Source organism: Geothrix alkalitolerans (assembly GCF_022808885.1).
GTDB lineage: Bacteria > Acidobacteriota > Holophagae > Holophagales > Holophagaceae > Geothrix > Geothrix alkalitolerans.
Map to the genome: position 1 here is coordinate 216,910 of NZ_JAKZLE010000001.1, position 16,913 is coordinate 233,822.

15 protein-coding genes are annotated in these 16,913 nt (G+C 70.3%); 6 read left to right on the forward strand and 9 right to left on the reverse strand.

Going from position 1 to position 16,913, the window contains the following annotated elements; all coding sequences use genetic code 11:
• The first annotated feature begins 140 nt into the window (after window positions 1–140).
• Together MLJ35_RS01015 and MLJ35_RS01020 are read left to right on the forward strand one after the other, a co-directional pair.
• Window positions 141–641 carry a peptidylprolyl isomerase gene (locus MLJ35_RS01015; protein WP_243383132.1) on the forward strand — a complete coding sequence of 167 codons (501 nt, stop codon included), beginning with the start codon at window positions 141–143 and terminating at the stop codon, window positions 639–641.
• A gap of 6 nt (window positions 642–647) precedes the next feature.
• Entirely contained in the window at window positions 648–1,382 is a 735-nt protein-coding gene (locus tag MLJ35_RS01020; RefSeq protein ID WP_243382287.1) for a lysophospholipid acyltransferase family protein, read from the forward strand.
• Between the two features lie 150 nt (window positions 1,383–1,532).
• On the opposite strand, the gene MLJ35_RS01025 is transcribed toward MLJ35_RS01020, so the two are convergent.
• Genes MLJ35_RS01025 through MLJ35_RS01035 form a run of 3 tightly spaced genes read right to left on the reverse strand, consistent with a single transcriptional unit; the run spans window position 1,533 to window position 3,971 of the window.
• Window positions 1,533–1,934 carry a phage holin family protein gene (locus MLJ35_RS01025; protein ID WP_243382289.1) on the reverse strand — a complete coding sequence of 134 codons (402 nt, stop codon included), beginning with the start codon at window positions 1,932–1,934 and terminating at the stop codon, window positions 1,533–1,535.
• Window positions 1,934–2,830, reverse strand: a complete 897-nt coding sequence (locus tag MLJ35_RS01030; RefSeq protein ID WP_243382291.1) for a serine O-acetyltransferase — start codon at window positions 2,828–2,830, stop codon at window positions 1,934–1,936. The genes MLJ35_RS01025 and MLJ35_RS01030 overlap by 1 nt, the downstream gene beginning before the upstream one ends.
• Window positions 2,831–2,888: 58 nt before the next feature.
• Window positions 2,889–3,971: a bifunctional methionine sulfoxide reductase B/A protein gene (locus MLJ35_RS01035; RefSeq protein ID WP_243382293.1), complete on the reverse strand. Its 1,083-nt coding sequence runs from the start codon at window positions 3,969–3,971 to the stop codon at window positions 2,889–2,891.
• Window positions 3,972–4,089: 118 nt separating this feature from the next.
• On the opposite strand from MLJ35_RS01035, the gene MLJ35_RS01040 reads away from it, so the two are divergent.
• On the forward strand, window positions 4,090–4,755 hold the full coding sequence (locus tag MLJ35_RS01040) for a hydroxyacylglutathione hydrolase family protein (protein WP_243382295.1): 666 nt from the start codon (window positions 4,090–4,092) through the stop codon (window positions 4,753–4,755).
• Window positions 4,756–4,795: 40 nt separating this feature from the next.
• Here the strand turns inward: MLJ35_RS01040 and MLJ35_RS01045 are convergent, their stop codons facing one another.
• The gene (locus MLJ35_RS01045; protein WP_420843015.1) at window positions 4,796–5,386 is read right to left on the reverse strand and encodes a LysE family translocator; all 591 of its coding nucleotides are present in this window, start codon (window positions 5,384–5,386) and stop codon (window positions 4,796–4,798) included.
• A 215-nt stretch (window positions 5,387–5,601) separates the two neighbouring features.
• Between MLJ35_RS01045 and MLJ35_RS01050 the strand changes: the two genes are divergently transcribed.
• A complete protein-coding gene (locus tag MLJ35_RS01050) occupies window positions 5,602–6,315 on the forward strand; it encodes a nitroreductase (RefSeq protein WP_243382299.1) in 714 nt (237 codons plus the stop codon).
• Window positions 6,316–6,325: 10 nt separating this feature from the next.
• Here MLJ35_RS01050 and MLJ35_RS01055 read toward each other — a convergent pair whose 3' ends face one another.
• Window positions 6,326–6,559, reverse strand: coding sequence for a MoaD/ThiS family protein (locus tag MLJ35_RS01055; protein ID WP_243319798.1), 234 nt, complete (start codon window positions 6,557–6,559; stop codon window positions 6,326–6,328).
• Window position 6,560: 1 nt separating this feature from the next.
• The gene (locus MLJ35_RS01060) at window positions 6,561–8,291 is read right to left on the reverse strand and encodes an aldehyde ferredoxin oxidoreductase family protein (RefSeq protein ID WP_243382302.1); all 1,731 of its coding nucleotides are present in this window, start codon (window positions 8,289–8,291) and stop codon (window positions 6,561–6,563) included.
• Between the two features lie 263 nt (window positions 8,292–8,554).
• Here MLJ35_RS01060 and MLJ35_RS01065 point away from each other — a divergent pair, with 263 nt between their 5' ends.
• Window positions 8,555–10,558 carry a sigma-54-dependent Fis family transcriptional regulator gene (locus MLJ35_RS01065; RefSeq protein WP_243382304.1) on the forward strand — a complete coding sequence of 668 codons (2,004 nt, stop codon included), beginning with the start codon at window positions 8,555–8,557 and terminating at the stop codon, window positions 10,556–10,558.
• A 25-nt stretch (window positions 10,559–10,583) separates the two neighbouring features.
• Here MLJ35_RS01065 and MLJ35_RS01070 read toward each other — a convergent pair whose 3' ends face one another.
• Entirely contained in the window at window positions 10,584–11,495 is a 912-nt protein-coding gene (locus MLJ35_RS01070; RefSeq protein ID WP_243382306.1) for a LysR substrate-binding domain-containing protein, read from the reverse strand.
• Window positions 11,496–11,569: 74 nt separating this feature from the next.
• Here MLJ35_RS01070 and MLJ35_RS01075 point away from each other — a divergent pair, with 74 nt between their 5' ends.
• Window positions 11,570–12,817 carry an MFS transporter gene (locus MLJ35_RS01075; protein ID WP_243382308.1) on the forward strand — a complete coding sequence of 416 codons (1,248 nt, stop codon included), beginning with the start codon at window positions 11,570–11,572 and terminating at the stop codon, window positions 12,815–12,817.
• Here the strand turns inward: MLJ35_RS01075 and MLJ35_RS01080 are convergent.
• Both MLJ35_RS01080 and MLJ35_RS01085 read right to left on the reverse strand, forming a co-directional pair.
• Complete coding sequence (locus tag MLJ35_RS01080) at window positions 12,810–14,126, reverse strand: protoporphyrinogen/coproporphyrinogen oxidase (protein ID WP_243382310.1); 1,317 nt, start codon at window positions 14,124–14,126, stop codon at window positions 12,810–12,812. The genes MLJ35_RS01075 and MLJ35_RS01080 overlap by 8 nt on opposite strands.
• Window positions 14,127–14,205: 79 nt before the next feature.
• Window positions 14,206–16,848 carry a M1 family metallopeptidase gene (locus tag MLJ35_RS01085; protein ID WP_243382312.1) on the reverse strand — a complete coding sequence of 881 codons (2,643 nt, stop codon included), beginning with the start codon at window positions 16,846–16,848 and terminating at the stop codon, window positions 14,206–14,208.
• Between the last annotated feature and the right edge of the window lie 65 nt (window positions 16,849–16,913).

A 16,913-nucleotide genomic window follows, 5' to 3' on the forward strand; every position in this document is an offset into this window, starting at 1 on the left:
CGGGGCCCGGCCCGGGGCCCTCCCCGCCCCCCCCCCCCCCCCGGCCCCCGCCGCCCCCCCCCCCGGCCCCGCCCGCCCAGGCCCCCGCGCCCGCCCCGGTGGCCACGCCCGCGCCGGTGGCGAAACCCCGCGTGCAGCTCATGACCAGCTATGGGCCCATCGTGGTGGAGCTGGAACCGGGGCTGGCGCCCAAGACGGTGGAGAACTTCCTCCAGTACGTGAAGGAGGGGTTCTACAAGGGCACCATCTTCCACCGCGTCATCGAGGGTTTCATGATCCAGGGCGGCGGCCTGCTGGAGACCATGGACGAGAAACCCACCCGGCCCCCCATCGTCAATGAAGCGCCCGAGTCCTTCCGCGGGGGACTGAAGAACACCCGCGGCACCATCGCCATGGCCCGCACGGGCTCCCCCCACAGCGCCACCGCCCAGTTCTTCATCAACACCGTGGACAACAAGGCCCTCGACCACAGGGACATGAGCGAGGACGGCTACGGGTACTGTGCCTTCGGCCGGGTGGTGTCGGGCATGGACGTGGTGGACAAGATCGAGAAGGTGCGGACGGAATGGCGCAAGGGCCAGAGCGGCGTGCCCCAGTACGCGGTGCGCATCAAGGACGCCGTGCTCCTGCCGCCGCAGTAGGCGCCGGTGGGAAGGCCCTTCGTCCGTCCGTTCCTGGTCTGGACCTTCGGCGCCATGATGCTGGCGCTGGCCGTCTGCCTCTGCTTCCTCCTGGCGCCCTTCCTCGGCGGCCCGCGCGCCTTCTGGATCGTGGCGCCGTGGTACATCCGCGGGACCGCGGAAGCCTTCGGCATCCGGCGCGAGCTGGAGGGCTGGGACAGCCTGCCGGAGGATCTGCGCACGGGCCGGCGGCCCGCCGTGTTCATCGGGAATCACACCTCGCTCTTCGATCCGCCCCTGATGATCTCCACGCTGCCCTGTCGCCCCGTCTTCGTGGCCAAGCGGGAGCTGGCGGGGATCCCCTTCCTGGGCTGGGTGATCTGGCTGGCGGACTTCATCTTCATCGACCGCCGCGACCGCCCCGCCGCCATGGCGAGCCTGGCCGAAGCCGCCGTGCGCATCCGAGCGGGCCAGGCCATCGTGGCGTTCCCCGAGGGCACCCGCAGCCGCGACGGGAAGCTCCTGCCCTTCAAGAAGGGCGCCTTCGCTCTGGCCTTCGAGGCCGGCGTGCCCGTGGTGCCCTTCGCCATCCACGGTGGTCCCGCGATCCTGCCCAAGGGCGCCTGGCGCGTGAAGGGCGGCCACTACCGCATCACCGTGGGGGTTCCCATGGAATCCAGCGCCTACGCAGATCCCGACGCCCTGCGGGAAGCCGCGAAATCGGCGGTACAAGGGCTATTGGAAAAGACGAAAAACATTTAACCGCAGAGAACGCGGAGAGCGCAGAGGTGGGCCGGGTCCGACGAGTTCCTGGGACTGCCTAGGAGATCACATCGCCTGAAACGCGGCACCTACCCTGCCATCACCCGCTTTTCTCTGCGCTTTCCGCGATCTCTGCGGTGAAGGCTTTTTTCAGTTCACGATCTTGATGCGCGGCGCCGGCCCCTGGGGCCTCTGCCGGTCCTTCGGGATGAAGAGGGCGCCGAGGATCGAGGCCACGACGCTGGTCACCAGGGCGCCGAAGAAGCCCGCCCAGAAGCCGCTGACGGTGAACTGGAGGCCCAGCCGCGTGGAGAGCGTGCCGGCCAGCCAGAACACCAGGCCGTTGATGACCAGGCTGAAGCAGCCGAGGGAGCAGGCCATGGGGACGAAGGCGATGACCTTCAGGAGGCTGCCCACGGTGGCGTTCAAGGCGGCCAGGATCACGGCCACGATGAGCAGGTCCAGGAAGGCGCCGTGGCCCAGGCCGGGCACGACGGCGCTGGCCACGAGGAGTCCGATGGCGGAGAAGAGGAAGCGCAGCAGGGTGGTCATCAGGGCATCCCGTCCTTCTCGTTGGCCTGGGTGATGACGCTGCCGGCGGGTACGCTGCGGGTGAGCCAGACGTTGCCGCCGATGGCGCTGCCCTTCCCGATGGTGATGCGCCCCAGCACCGTGGCGTTGGAGTAGATGATGACGTCATCCTCCACCACCGGGTGGCGGGGGATGCCCTTCACGGGGTGTCCGTCGGCATCCAGGGGGAAGCTCTTCGCGCCCAGGGTGACGCCCTGGTAGAGGCGGACATTGCGGCCGATGACGCAGGTCTCGCCGATGACGACACCCGTGCCGTGGTCGATGAAGAACCGCTCGCCGATCTGCGCGCCAGGGTGGATGTCGATGCCGGTGAGGCTGTGGGCGTGCTCGGTGATCATGCGGGGCAGCAGGGGTACGCCCAGCTTCAGCAGCTCGTGGGCCAGGCGCTGGTTGGTGATGGCCAGGAGGCCCGGATAGCTGAAGAGCACTTCGTCCGGGCTGGTGGCGGCGGGGTCGCCCTCGAAGCCTGCCTGGATGTCCGTGGCCAGCAAGCGCCGCACTTCCGGCAGCCGGGCCAGGAAGGCCCGGGCCAGGGTCAGGGCCCGTTCGGCGCAGTCGCCACAGGCGGGATCCGAGGCGGTCATCCCCCGCTGGATCTGGTCGGCGAGGCCATGGAGCACACGGTCCATGCGGGCGCCCAGGTGGTAGCGCAGGGTTTCCGCGTTCAGTTCCGAGGCGCCGAAGTAGCCGGGGAAGAGCAGGGCCCGCATCTCCTCCACCAGCGCGGCCAGCGCGGTGCGCGACGGGAACTCCCGACAGCCCAGGGACATCTCCGTGAGGGCGGAGGAAGCCTCCGCCAGGGCTTCGACCACCGCGTGGAGGTCGGGCCGGTTCTCCGGGGGTCGCGTGCCGGGCATGGGTTCTCCAGGATCCGTCCGGACCGGGAAGGTCCGGTTGGATAAGGATGCCATGCGCCTAGTCACGCACGTAGTGGCAGGTGTAGCCGCCCGGATGCTTGATCAGGTAGTCCTGGTGGTATTCCTCGGCCTTCCACCAGGGGCCGGCGGGCGTGATCTCCGTGACGACGGGGCGCTTCCACTTGCCGCTGGCGTCCACCTCGGCCTTCACCCGCTCGGCGGTCTGCCGCTGGGCCTCGCTGTGATAGAAGATCGCGCTGCGGTACGAGGTGCCCACGTCGTTGCCCTGGCGGTTGAGCGTGGTGGGGTCGTGCATGCGGAAGAAGAAGCGCAGCAGCGTCTCGAAGGTGGTCTTCGTGGGGTCGAAGCGGATCTGGACGGCTTCGGCGTGGCCCTCGTGGTGTTCGTAGGTGGCGTGGGGCACCTTTCCGCCGGTGTAGCCCACCTCGGTGGCGAGGACGCCGGGCTGCTTCCGCAGCAGGTCCTCCATGCCCCAGAAGCAGCCGCCGGCCAGGGTGGCGATCTCCTCGGCCGAGCCCGTCTTCGGGGTGGGTGCGGCCTTGGCCGTCCGCCCGAACAGGGGCAGGAAGCGGCCCAGGCCCTCCTGCTCAAGGTCGTCCACGGGCACGAAGCGCAGGGAGGCGGAATTGATGCAGTAGCGCAGGCCGCCCTTCTCGCGGGGACCGTCGTCGAACACATGGCCCAGGTGGGAGTCGGCGCCCTTGGATCGCACCTCTGTGCGGATCATGCCGTGGGAGGTGTCGCGGTTCTCCACCACCTCATCGGCGGCCAGGGGCTTCGAGAAGCTGGGCCAGCCGCACTCCGAGTCGAACTTGTCCTTGGACGAGAAGAGCGGCTTGCCGCTCACCACATCCACGTAGATCCCCTCCCGGTGGTCGTTCCAGAAGGCATTCTGGAAGGGCGGCTCCGTGCCGGCCTCCTGGGTGACGTGGTACTGCATGGGCGTGAGCTTCTTCCTGAGCACGTCCTGGTTGGGTTTCTCCGGTGCGTTCACCTTCACCTCGCGATCAATGTGAGTCATCTGCCCGGATGCCGGCTCGTGGCGGGGAAGACCCAGCGCCGCCCCAGCGGCAAGCACCACGGTCCCAGCCAGGGCCAGCCAGATCTTCCTGCTCGACATGGATGGCTCCTCCAGATGCAGGGTTGGATGCCGGCGGGGGGCCGGGCGTTCCCCCGGCCGGTCCGCATGGCTGCCCTGGGGAGGCACCGGTTGAGGGACAATGGGGCCGGAGGCGCCCATGCGGTTCATCCTCGAGCAGGTCAAGGTGGGCGGGGACCGCAACTTCGGCTATCTCCTGGGCGATCGGGAAGCCGGCGAGGGCGTCCTGGTGGATCCGTCCTACGACCCCGGGGCCCTGGTGGCCCGGGCCACGGCCCAGGGGCTGCGGATCACCGCCATCCTGAACACCCACGGCCACGCGGATCACAGCAACGGGAACGGCGGGGCCCAGGCCCTCACCGGCGCACCCGTCCTGGGCGGCCCCGGCCATCCCGGCCCCCTGGACCGCGTGCTGAAGGATGGCGAGCGCGTCCCCTTCGGCGCCTGGCGGCTGGGCGTGTGGCATGTGCCCGGCCACTGCCCGGACCACCTGGCCTTCCTGACGGAGGGCCTGCCGGGGGACCTGGCGGCAGGGCTCACCGGCGACCTCCTCTTCGTGGGGAAGGTGGGCGGCACACCGGACGACCGGGACGCCCGCACCGAGTGGGACAGCCTCCAGCGCCTGCTGCGCGAGTGGCCCGCCCACACGACGATCTGGCCCGGCCACGACTACGGCGCCCGCCCCAGCTCCACCCTGGCCTGGGAGCGCGAGGCCAACCCCTTCCTCTGCTGCCCCGACGTGGTGGCCTTCATCCGCCTCAAGGCGGAGTGGCCTGCCTTCAAGGTGAAGCACGGGCTGCGCTGAGCGGCCAATTCAGGGGCCGGGCTGGCCGGGGCAGGCGCGGCTAGGCGGCGTGTCGCCGTTCCACCGCCAGGCGGATGGCCAATCCGGTGAGGACGAACCCCATGAAGTAGCGCTGCGCCGACAGCCAGAGCGGGTTGCGGCCGAACCAGGCTGCCAGCCGGGCGGCGGAGAGCGCGATGGCGAGGTTGACCGAGAAGCTGACGGCGATCTGCGTCAGGCCCAGGGTGATGCTCTGCGTGAAGATGGAGCCATGCGCCGCAGAGACGAACTGGGGGAACACCGAGAGATAGAACATGGCGATTTTGGGGTTCAGCAGGTTCGTGAGGAATCCCATGGCGAACAGCCGGGAAGGTGGATCCGCCGGCAGGGACTTGGCCTCGAAGGGGGAGCGGGCTCCGGGGCGGACCGCCTGCCAGGCCAGCCACAGGAGGTAGGCCGCGCCGGCCCACTTGAGCACCTCGTAGGCCAGCGGGACGGCCAGGAAGAGCGTCGTCAGCCCCACGGCGGCGGAGAACATGTGGACCAGGAAGCCCGCGATGACCCCGAGAAGGGAGATGACCCCCGCCTTGCGGCCCTGGCAGATCGAGCGTGAGATCAGGTAGATCATGTTGGGCCCTGGGCTGAGCACCATGAGCAGCGCGGCACCGGCGAACAGGACGAGCTCTTTGGGAGGGACCAATCGACGCTCCTGGAGGATGGGACGGACAGAACCGATTGATGTTGATTGTATATACAGGCGAATGCCTGGCCAGGAATCGGATCGAGGATGATGTAGTGGAGGGATCGGCGTTCGAGCCGCACGAGCCCCACCCGCGCCGCCGGACGCTTCCCAGAAGGATCAAACCCGTGAACCTGTTCGACGAACCCAGTGAGGTCCAGACCGCCGCGGTCGACGCCGCCCTCACCAGCCGCCGCTCCATGCGCGCCTTCCTGCCCACGCCCGTCCCCCGGGCCGTGGTGGAGGACATCCTGCGCGTGGCGTCCCGGGCACCTTCCGGCACCAACATCCAGCCCTGGCAGGTCCACGTGCTGACGGGCGCGGCCAAGCAGCGCCTTTCCGAACGCATTCTCGCCATCTACGGGGACCCCGCCGAGCGGGCGAAGCACGAGCACGAATACGAGTACTACCCGAAGGAGTGGACCTCGCCCTACCTCGACCGGCGGCGCAAGGTGGGCTGGGACCTCTATGGTCTCCTCGGCATCGAGAAGACCGACAAGGCCCGCATGCACGAGCAGCACGGCCGCAACTACCGCTTCTTCGATGCGCCGGTGGGCCTGATCTTCAGCATCGACCGGATCATGCAGGTGGGCAGCTGGCTGGACTACGGTATGTTCCTCCAGAGCGTGATGGTCGCCGCCCGGGCCCGGGGCCTGCACACCTGCCCCCAGGCGGCCTTCACCCAATTTCACCGCGTCATCGCCGAGGAGCTGGCCTTCCGGTCCGACCAGATGCTGGTCTGCGGCATGGCGCTCGGCTACGCCGACCCGGAGGCCGTGGAGAACCGCCTGGAGACCGAGCGTGCCCCGGTCTCCGAGTTCGCGCGGTTTCTCGAAGACTAGCCCGGCGCCCTCACCCTCCTCCCACCAGGGGGAAGAGGGCCAGGGTGTCGCGCTCGCTCAAGGGATGGTCCAGGGGCGCGTGCTGGCCGTTCACCATGACGATGCCCATCTCGCCCAGCCGGAAGCCCAGCCCGAGGATGACGTCGCGGCAGGCTGTGCCCGGCGGGAACTGGTGGTCGGCCTCCTTGAACCGGCCGTGCCGGAAGTGGGCGAAGAGCTTGATGGTGACGGTGATCGGGGCCATCTCAGAAGTCCCAGAAGGCGTCGATCTCCTCGTTCGTGAAGTCCCACACGGCCTGGTGCGGAGCCACCGGCTCCGAGTTGAAGAACTCCGGCAGGCGGTCGTCCGCGCTGGTCAGGCCGGCTGCCAGGTTGAAGGCCCGCTCGAGTTTGAGGACGGACTTGCCCAGGCCCGTCACGTCGTCTCCGCTGAGCTTCGCGCCGAAGCGGGCGTTGATCATGCCGATCAGCGCCGGCAGGCACTCGGGGATGTCCAGGGCCGGGAAGGCGATGAAGATGCACATGCCCGTGGAATCCACGGCGGCGGTGGCGATCTGGAGGTTCCGGGACAGCTCGACCTGGCCTTCCTTCTTCAGCGGGTCCACCTGGCCGCCCACGTTGAGGATGTTGGTGGCGATGGTGTAGCCCGCGGTGTGGTCTGCGCCCATGGGGCTGGTGCAGTAGGTGATGCCGATGCCCTTGACTGAGCGGGGGTCGTAGGCCGGGATGGCCTGGTTCTTCACCACGGGCACCCGGGTGACGCCGTAGGTGCGGCCCACGGCCCCCGCGCCCGAGCCGATCACGCGGCCCAGGGCCGTGCCCTTGCCGACCTCCTCGCGCAGGATGCGGACCACTTCCTTGCCGTCGCCCCAGGGGAGGATGCCCGCCTCCATGGCCACGCCGAAGGCCACGGCGGTCTCGATGGAGTCGAGGCCGAGGTCGTCCATGACGCTGTCCGCCAGGGCGATGTCGTCCAGCTCCTTGATGAGGCAGTTGGCGCCCAGGCCCCAGATGGTCTCGTACTCGAAGCCGGAGGTCAGGTACTGGCCTTCCTTGTCGTGGTAGACCTGCGAGCACTGGATGACGCAGCCCGCGTGGCAGCCGTGCCGGGGCTTGCCCCCGCGGGCCACGATGGTGTCGTGCATGGTCTCGCCGCAGATCTGCTCGTGCCCGTCGAACTGGCCGTGGGTGAAGTTGCGGGTGGGCAGGCCGCCGGCCTCGTGGAGGATGTTGACCAGCACGTTCGTGCCGTAGGTGGGGAGGCCCTGGCCGCTCACGGGATGGTCCATGAGGGCCTTCGTGAAGACGCGGGAGGCGGCCTTGAAGGCCTCGGGATCCGCGATCTGGATGCCGGGAGCGCCCTCGTCGTCGATGGCGATGAACTTGATGCGCTTGGAGCCCATGACGGCGCCGAGGCCGCCGCGGCCATGGCTGCGGATCTTGCCCGAGGGATCCTTCACCGAGATGTTCGCCGAGGTGAGCTTCATCTCGCCCGCGGGGCCGATGGCGATCACGCCGGTCTTCTTGCCCAGCAGCGCCTGGAGGGCGTCGATGACGGCGAAGTTGCCCAGGCCCAGGAGCCCGCGCTCCTCCTCGATGGTGAGGCCGTCCTTGCCGACCTTGAGCGCGTACCAGCCCTCGCCCGGGGGCACGCCTTCGACGATGAGGGCCTTGATGCCGAGCCGGGCGAACATCTGGGCCGCCGTGCCGCCCACGTTGCTCTCCTTGATGCCCCCCGTCAGCGGGCTCTTGGCGCCGGCGGAGAGCCGGCCCGAGTTGGAGGCCGCCGTGCCCGACAGCAGGCCGGGCGCGAAGACCAGCTTGTTGTTGGGTCCGAGGGCGTGGCAGGCGGGCGGGACCTCCTTCGCCACGATGGTCGAGGTGAGGGCCCGGCCGCCCAGGCCGGCCCACTCGGCGGGCGTCTCCTCGACCCGGGTGGTCAGGTCGGTCATGTTCACGCGCAGGATCTTGTCCATGGTGGATTCCCCTTGAGGGTTCGGGTTGATTCCCGACCAAGGCAGGAGGTGTGCCGGGAGCCCGAGGCCGGAAGTCATTCACGACATGGACATCCACGAAGCTCGGCCCTCCTGGGCGAAGATGGGAAAAAAGGCGAGCCGGGTTCCCCTGGGGCCCTCGCCTGCCTTTGTGTTGAAACGTTACTTATTGATCATTTATGTATCGAATTGCTACGATACTGGAACAGTTCGGCGCGGTTCTGGGACCGGCCTCTGGAGGGGCCATGGCACAGAAGGAGGGAGAGGCCACGGAGCGCTGGGCGGTCTGGGATCGCTTCATCCGGGAGGGGGTCCTCGAGCCCGGCACGCTGGGGCCCGAGCTGGAGGCCTCCTGGCGCCGCTGCAAGGCCGCGGGCGTGGACCCGCTGGCGGAGCGCTCCACGAGGGTGCTGGGGTCCGCCGAGTTCGCGGCGCTGGCGGAGCGGAAGCAGGATCTGATCCGGGTCGCCAAGCCCTTCATGGAGAACCTGTACAGCCTGGTGGCGGGCTCCAGCTTCGTGGTGCTGCTCTTCGACGAGCAGGGCTACCTCCTGGAGGCCGTGGGCAACCCGGACCGCATCCTCGCCTCCCAGGACCTGAACCTGAACAAGGGGGCGCTCTGGGCCGAGGCCGAGGTGGGCACCAACGGGGCCGGCACGCCCCTGGTGCTGGGCCGCCCCTTCCAGGTCTCGGGCGCCGAGCACTACTGCCAGAAGCACCACCGGTGGACTTGCTCTGGGGCGCCCATCTTCGATCCCCGGGGGAAGACCATCGGCCTGCTGGACATGACCGGGCCCGTGGACGAGACGCACATCCATACGCTCGGGCTGGTGATGGCCGCGGTGGAGGCCATCCAGCACGAGCTGGAGGTGGGCCAGAAGAACCGGGAGCTGAGGCTGCTGAACAACCGGCTTTCCAGCATCATCCTCACGGTCACCGACGGGGTGCTGGTGCTGGACGTCGACGGCGTCCTCGATCAGATCAACCCCGTGGCGGAGCGGCTGCTGGGAGTCTCCAGCCAGCAGGCCGCCGGCAAGCGCATCACAGATCTGGTCCGGGACCTGGGACCCATCCGCGAGCTGCTGGCCTGGGGCCGCGAGTTCCTGGACCGGGAGCTGGAGCTCGCCTCCGGCCGGGGCGCCCTCCAGTGCGTCGCCAGCGGCAAGCCCATCCTGGACGAGGGCGGTGTGGTCAAGGGGGCCGTGCTGTTCGTGAACCCCATCAACAAGATCAAGGGGCTCATCAACCGCTTCAGCGGGGCCCAGGCCACCTTCCGCTTCGAGGACATCCTGGGGCAGGGGGAGGTCCTGCAGCGCGCCGTCCAGCTGGGCCAGCTGGCTGCCGCCAACGAGAGCAACGTGCTGCTGACCGGGGAGAGCGGCACGGGCAAGGAGATGTTCGCCCACGCCATCCACAACCAGTCGGACCGCCGGACGGGGCCCTTCGTGGCCATCAACTGCGGGGCCATCCCCAGGGAGCTCATCGCCAGCGAGCTGTTCGGCTACCAGGACGGGGCCTTCACGGGCGCGGCCCGGGGCGGGCGCCCGGGGAAGTTCGAGCTGGCCAGCGGAGGCACCCTCTTCCTGGACGAGATCGGGGACATGCCCCTGGAGCAGCAGATCGCCCTGCTCCGCGTGCTCCAGGACCGGACCATCACCCGCCTGGGCGGCGACCGGCCCTTCGTGGTGGACGTGCGGATCATCTGCGCCACGCACAAGGACCTGCGGGAGGAGATCCGCAAGGGGACCTTCCGCCAGGACCTCTACTACCGGCTCAACGTCTCCATGATCAAGCTCCCGCCTCTGCGGGAGCATCCCGAGGACATCCCGGAGCTGCTGGAGGCCTTCCTCCACAAGTTCGCCGCCCGCAAAGGGGCCGCCAACCTCCGCATCGATCCCGGCGTGAGCGGCGCCCTCCAGGGCTATGCCTGGCCCGGCAACATCCGCGAGTTCCAGAATGTGGTCGAGCGCATGGTCCACGCCGTCCGGGGCGCGGTACTCCTCCCGGAGGACGTCCCCGACGAGATTCTCCGCCCCCCGGAACCCCCGGCCTCCATCTCAGGTCCCGCGGCGTCGGGCCCGTTCCGCACCTCGGGCTCCGCCAGCCTCCGGGACCAGCTGCAGGAGGAGGAGCGGGAGCAGATCCAGGCCTGCCTGCGCGCCTGGAAGGGGAACATGAGCCAGGCGGCCCGGGAGCTGGGGATGGCCCGGAACACCCTCTACCGGAAGGTGCAGAAGCTGGGCATCTGATCGGCCTATCGCCCGCCGGCCATCATCAGGGGCCGGATCTCGGCAAGGCCCGTCCTGACGTGGCTTCCTTCAGCACCGCCAGGAAGGCGGCCAGGAGGGGGGAGGCGTCGCCCTGCCGGTAGGCCGCGGCGACTTCGATCTGCACCTGGGGCGGCGCCAGGGGCACGTAGGCCACGCCCGCGTGCGAGAGGCGGCGCACGGCGCGGGGCATCAGGGACACGCCGTAGCCGGCGGCCACGAAGCCCACCACGGTCTGGATCTCCTTGGCCTCCTGGGCGATGTGGGGCGTGAAGCCGGCGGCGAGGCAGGCGCCCATCACCAGGTCCAGGATCCCCAGGCCGTGGCTGCGGGGGATCATGATGAACGGATCGCCGGCCAGGGCGGCCAGGGGGATGCGCGGCCGGCCCGCCAGGCGGTGGTCGGCCGGGAGCACCGCCACCAGGGGTTCCCGCAGGACCGTGGTGGTGGCGAGGCCCGGCTCGTGGATGGGCGGGCGCAGCAGGCCCACCCGGATTCGGTCCTCCCGAAGCGCCGCCACCTGCTCGCCGCTGCTCAGCTCGTGGAGGGTAATGGCCACGTCGGGATGGCGCTCGCGGTAGGCCCGGAGGATGCGCGGGAGGGTGTCCTCGTAGGAGGCGGAGCTCACGAGCCCGATGGCGATCTCGCCCACCTCGCCCCGCGCTGCGCGCTGGACTTGGAGCACGGCGTGGTCCACCTGGGCGAGGATCTCCCGTGCCGAGCCCAGGAACTGCCGGCCTGGCTCGGTCAGCTCGACGTGGCGCCTTGTGCGGGCGAAGAGCGGGACGCCGATCTCCTGCTCCAGCTGCTTGATCTGCTGGCTCAGGGGGGGCTGGGCCATGTGGAGGCGGGCGGCAGCCCGGCTGAAGTGCAGCTCCTCGGCGACGACGGTGAAGTAGCGGAGCAGCCGGAGTTCCATTGATATCTCCCGAATATCAAATAGCACTCGAATAGATATTTTTCATTGAGTTTTGAGGCTCCGACCATGGAGCCATGCGCGAAGGTGATCTCTCCCCGACCCCTGTTTCCGGCTCAGACTCCCGGGGGGCGGAGGGCCGCCGCACCCTGGCCGTGGCCTTCGCAGGTTTCTGCGCCTTCCTGGGGCTCTACGCCACCCAGCCCCTGCTGCCGATGCTGGAGCGGCTCTTCCACGCCAGCAAGGCGGCCGTGGGCCTGACGCTCACGAGTTCCACCCTGGGCGTGGCGATCGCCGCGCCCCTGGTGGGGTCCGTGGCGGACCGGCTGGGCCGGAAGCGGGTGATCGTCTTCTCCGCCAGCCTGCTGGCGCTGGTCACCCTGCTGAACGCCACGGCGACCGGCCTCCCAGCCCTGGTCTTCTGGCGCTTCCTGCAAGGGCTCTTCACGCCGGGCGTCTTCGCGGTGACGGTGGCCTACGTGCAGGAGGAGTGGGCTGGAGGAGGGGTGGGACGGGCCATGGCCACCTACGTCACCGGCACCGTCATCGGCGGCTTCACAGGGCGCATGACCACCGGGCTCATCGTGTCCCGCTGGCACTGGTCCTGGGCCTTCGTCGCCATCGGGATCATGGGCGTGGTCTCGGCCTTCCTCCTCCAGGCCTGGCTCCCCGAGGAGCGGAGGTTCACGGGCCGGGTCCAGGGCGAATCGCCGTGGTCCGGCGCGCTCGCGCACCTCCGCAATCCCCGCCTCCAGGCGACCTTCGCCGTGGGCTTCGGCGTCCTGTTCTCGCTCATTGCCTGCTTCTCCTACGTGACCTTCCACCTGGCGGGGGCGCCCTTCCACCTCAGCCCCGTGGCCATCGGGCTCCTGTTCGTCACCTACCTCGTCGGCGCGGTCATCACGCCTTCCGCGGGTCGCATCATCGACCACTACGGCCACCGGACGGCCATGGTGCTGGCCATGGGCACGGGCATCGCCGGCATGCTGCTCACCCTGATCCCGAACCTCTGGGCCGTGGTGGCGGGCCTGGCCCTCAGCTGCACGGGCGTGTTCGTGGCCCAGGCGGCCACCACCAGCTACATCGGAGTGGCGGCGCGCCAGGACAAGGCCCTGGCGGTGGGGATCTACGTCACCTGCTACTACATCGGCGGCTCCCTCGGCGGCGAGCTGCCGGCTTACCTCTGGCGCTTCGGCGGCTGGTCCGCCTGCGTGGCGCTGGTCATCCTCTTCCAGCTCCTGACCATCGCCATCACCCTCGCCGGCTGCACCGACCCCGCGAAGGAGGCCGGCCCGGCTCTCGAGCCCCTGACCGAGTTCAAGTGAGTCCAACCCTGGGCAGCGCGCCGGCCCAGACCTCCACGCCCTCCGCCAGATGAGGGATCCCGGGTCCGAAGCGGGCCGCGCCAAGCCAGTGGAGGCCCGGCGGAAGCCCCTGGAGCACCCGCGCCACCCGGGCGCCGTGGCCCGGCTCCAGCATGGGGAAGGCGCCGGGGCAGGCCTCCTCCCGCACCTGCAGCGCTTCGCCCAGCTCCGGCAGCCAGCGGTGCAGCTCCCGGAAGACGCCCGGCCAGGCCGCCAGCGCCGGGTCCACGGGATAGGCGCCGCCCACGTAGGCGCGCAGCTGGAGCAGGTCCGAAACGCCCCGGGGGTCGTCCGCCGCGAAAGACACCGCCCCCAGCAGCCCCCGGCCCTCCGGCGGATGCACCAGCAGGCCGAGACCCCGCTCCCAGCCCTGCACCATGGGATGGCGGCTGTGCCAGACGCGGAGATCCAGGTGGGGGATGGCCGCCAGCTCCGCGGCCACGCCGGGTGCGAAGGGCCGCAGGAGTCCTGCGGCTGCGGGCGCCGGCAGGGCCAGGACCACCGCTCCGGCCTCCACATGGGGGCCGTTGCCGTGGACCCGCCACTGGCCGCCGGGCAGAGGCTCCAAGGCCATGGCGGCCCGGCCCGTGGACACGCCGCCGAGCCGCTCCGCCAGTGCCTGCGCCAGCGCGCCGGTACCGCCCACGGGCTGGCGCGTGCGCTCGAGGCCCGTTCGAAGGGCGCCCAGGACCAGGCCGCCATGCGCCTCCAGGCGCTTCAGGCGCGGCGCGGCCTCCAGGCCCAGGCGCTCCGGCAGAGCCGCCAGCACCCCGGCCACCAGGGCTGGCAGCAGCTCCCGGGCGAAGCCCTCCCCCAGCCGCCGGGCGAAGAACGCGTGGAGGGTCTCCTCAGGCCTGGATCCTGCCGGGATGAAGGGTTCCGCCAGCATCCGCAGCTTCTCGCCGAGGCCCAGGCCCGGCGCGCGCAGCACTCCCGGCAGCGAGGCCAGCCCGGGATGCCGCCGACCGGCCTTGCCCAGCCAGCGGGGGCCCTTGGGCCGGGAGGGGCGCAGCTCGATGGCCAGCGCCCGCAGCAGGCGGTCCATCGCGCCACCCCGGCTCACGAGCAGGCCCTGAGGCCCACGTTCCAGCGAGCCCGGCTCGCCCGCCGGCCCCGGCCAGGGCAGGGTCTGCGCCCATCCGCCCGGCGCCGCGGAGGCCTCCCAGACGGTCGGGTTGTAGCCCTGTTGGCGCAGATGCCACCCCGCCAGCAGGCCGGTGATTCCGCCCCCCAGGACGACGACCTGCGCACGCTCCCCGTTCCCGTCCACACCGCTCCGATGTCCGCCCTCCCATCGCGGGGAACCGGCGCCTGGGGCCAGGATACAGCGGGGGGACTCCTTCCCGAGGCTAGGACCGTCCCTTCCCGCGGAGGAACCGGGTGCTGGCCTCCAGGTCCCGCCGGCCCCGGGTTTGATGAACCTCCATGGATTCCAGGGCGCGGGTCAGGGCCAGGGGGCCGCCGTCGAAGGGCTGGACCCGGGGCCGGAGGAAGCCCTCGAAGGACTCACGGCTCACGGTGTCCCACAGGGCCTCGCCCAGGCGCCCGACGAGACCGCAGAAATCGTCGCTGCGGAACAGCGGGGCCATCTCGTCGAAGTGCCGCTGGAGCCAGGCCCAGGCCATGGGGCGGGTCTCGGGGTCGGACAGGGCGCCGTCCAGGATCAGCACGGATTCCCGGATGTCGAAGTCCTTCCGGAGCATCAGGTCCAGCGCGGCGTTCACGAGGGCGGGGGCGCGGAAGGCGCCGAGTCCTGCCATGAGCCGGGCGCGCTCCTGGCGATCCTGGGTCGCGCGGGCCTGCGCCACCATCCGTTCGAAGTAGGACCGGCCGGAGGCCCGGGCAGCAGTGGCGAGGATCGGGACCACCAGATCCGGGTCCACCCCCTTCCTCGACTTCAGCCAGCGGGCCGCGAGGGTCTTCGCGTCCCGGGTAAGGGCGGGGTCCTGGCCTCGGAAGGCCACGAGGGGCACCAGGAGGGCCCGGAGGCGCCGGGTCTCCACGTCCTCGCCCGATCGCGGCGTCCAGCCCAGCGTCCGGGCCCGAGCCCCCCAGGTGGCGCGGAGGTACCGTGCCAGCCGCAGCCGGTCGGCCGGGCCCAGGAGCCCGGCGGGGATGCGGGCGGCAAGGGCCAGGGACTGGGCCACAATGAGCCGGTCGGGATCCTGGGCCGCCGTGCCCGCCAGCCGCAGGGTCGACTCCAGGTCCAGGGCTCCCGTCTCGCCCATGGCCCTCGCGTCGTCCAGCAGGCGGAACCGTTCCTGGACCGTCAGCGCCGAGGCCGGTGCCCGCAGGAGCGCGGCCAGTTGGTCCGCTTCGTAGGCCACCCGGTAGTAGCCCGAGCCGCCGGCGTTGAGCAGGATCCACTCGGGCTGCTGGCCCCCGGGAATGGGAAAGGTGGCCGACTTCTCCGTGAGCACCGCGTAGAAGGGCTCGGAGGTCCGGTCTGTCCGGATCCCCACGGGGATGGTCCAGACCGCCGGGGTCCCTGGCTCCGTGCCTGCAGACAGGAATCGCCTCTGGGTGATCTCGAGGCTCCAGCCCCCGGGTGTCTGGACGCAGCGGCCCGTGAGGACCGGGACGCCGGGCTGGCCGATGAAGGCCTCGAACACGGACCGGGCCTGGGCACCGGCCCCGTCCTGCACGGCCTGGAGCCAGTCCTCCGAGGTGGCGTTCCCCCACTGGTGCCGCTGGACGTAGGACCTCACGATCCCCCGGAAGCGGTCGGGGCCCACCCATCGCTCCACCATGGTCATGAGGGCGTTGCCCTTGAAGTAGGTGAGGTTGTTGTCGAAGGAATTCTCGATGCCGTCCTTGGATGCCACGGGCTGGCGCACCCGCTTGGCTGAGGGCAGGGCGTCCGCCGCCATGGCGTTGGCCATGAGCTGGAGCCGGTTCGCGGGAACCCGCCAGGAAGGCTCGAAGGCCTCCATCATCTTGGCGTCGATCCAGGTGGTCATGCCCTCGTTCAGCCAGGTGTCATCCCACCAGGCCATGGTCACCACGTCGCCGAACCAGTAGTGGCCCAGCTCGTGGACGGCGATGGTGCTGTAGAACTCCTTCCGCGCCGGCGTCTCCTCGCCGGGCTTGATGAGCGTCAGGGGTTGGCCCAGGGCCACCAGCCCGGGGTGCTCCATGGTGCCCCAGTAGCGCGGGACCACCGCCACATCGAGTTTACCGAAGGGATAGGGCATGCCGAAGAAGTCCTCCAGGAGGCCCACCAGCCGGGGGGTGGATTCGGCTGCGTAGCGGATCTCCGCGCCGCGGCCCTTGGGAACCACGAACCGCAGAGGCGTGCCGTGGTGTCCGGCCGTGCCCGCGGGGATCACGTCGAAGGGACCGACTACCAGGGCCACCAGGTACGAAGGCAGGGGGCGGGACTCCGCGAACGTGATCCGCTTCATGCCGCCGGGCTCGGCGGTTTCCTCCATGGCCGGGGCGTTGGCCAGCCCCACCTGGTCCTGGGGCACGTGGAGCACCAGGGTCCAGGGGATCTTGAACCCGGGCTCATCGAAGCAGGGGAAGGCCCGCCGCGCGTCGATGGGCTCGAAGAAGGTGTAGGCGTACCAGTCGTCGCCCTCCTTCACCCGGTAGAGGCCCTGGCTGCGGGCGGAGTCCAGCGCGCCCTCCCAGGCCAGCGTCAGGCGCGCAGGGCCAGACAGTACGGGCGCCGCGAAGCGCAGGCCCACCACGTCCTCGTTTCCGGGGATCACCGTGGCGGTCTGGCTCGCACCGCCCGCCGCGAGCTCCACGCGCTGGAGTTTGAGGCCCGTGGCGTGGATCCAGAGGGTCGCCGTGGGCTCCGAGATCGCCAGGTCGTACGTGGCGGTTCCCGTGAAGGACTCCCGCGAGGGGACGATGGTCAACTCCAGCCGCCCCCGGAGCGGGCGCACGGAGGCCGGAAGGCGCAGCGTGGGGGGCGTGGCCTCCCCGCTCCAGAGGGCGGCCCCCATCGCGCAGAGCACTGTGCCGACGATCGCCATGAGCCGCATGCGGAAACCTCCCGGTCCGGGGCCTGAGGGGCCCGGGATCCTGGGTTCGATTGGATCACGGGCGG

What these genes read in the sequence shown, in the direction of transcription:
- MLJ35_RS01015 (WP_243383132.1), top strand. Translation starts at nt 141, where the DNA reads ATGACCAGCTATGGGCCCATCGTGGTGGAGCTGGAACCGGGGCTGGCG.
- MLJ35_RS01025 (WP_243382289.1), bottom strand. Translation starts at nt 1,934, where the DNA reads ATGACCACCCTGCTGCGCTTCCTCTTCTCCGCCATCGGACTCCTCGTG.
- MLJ35_RS01030 (WP_243382291.1), bottom strand. Translation starts at nt 2,830, where the DNA reads ATGCCCGGCACGCGACCCCCGGAGAACCGGCCCGACCTCCACGCGGTG.
- MLJ35_RS01035 (WP_243382293.1), bottom strand. Translation starts at nt 3,971, where the DNA reads ATGTCGAGCAGGAAGATCTGGCTGGCCCTGGCTGGGACCGTGGTGCTT.
- MLJ35_RS01040 (WP_243382295.1), top strand. Translation starts at nt 4,090, where the DNA reads ATGCGGTTCATCCTCGAGCAGGTCAAGGTGGGCGGGGACCGCAACTTC.
- MLJ35_RS01045 (WP_420843015.1), bottom strand. Translation starts at nt 5,386, where the DNA reads ATGGTGCTCAGCCCAGGGCCCAACATGATCTACCTGATCTCACGCTCG.
- MLJ35_RS01055 (WP_243319798.1), bottom strand. Translation starts at nt 6,559, where the DNA reads ATGGCCCCGATCACCGTCACCATCAAGCTCTTCGCCCACTTCCGGCAC.
- MLJ35_RS01060 (WP_243382302.1), bottom strand. Translation starts at nt 8,291, where the DNA reads ATGGACAAGATCCTGCGCGTGAACATGACCGACCTGACCACCCGGGTC.
- MLJ35_RS01065 (WP_243382304.1), top strand. Translation starts at nt 8,555, where the DNA reads ATGGCACAGAAGGAGGGAGAGGCCACGGAGCGCTGGGCGGTCTGGGAT.
- MLJ35_RS01070 (WP_243382306.1), bottom strand. Translation starts at nt 11,495, where the DNA reads ATGGAACTCCGGCTGCTCCGCTACTTCACCGTCGTCGCCGAGGAGCTG.
- MLJ35_RS01075 (WP_243382308.1), top strand. Translation starts at nt 11,570, where the DNA reads ATGCGCGAAGGTGATCTCTCCCCGACCCCTGTTTCCGGCTCAGACTCC.
- MLJ35_RS01085 (WP_243382312.1), bottom strand. Translation starts at nt 16,848, where the DNA reads ATGCGGCTCATGGCGATCGTCGGCACAGTGCTCTGCGCGATGGGGGCC.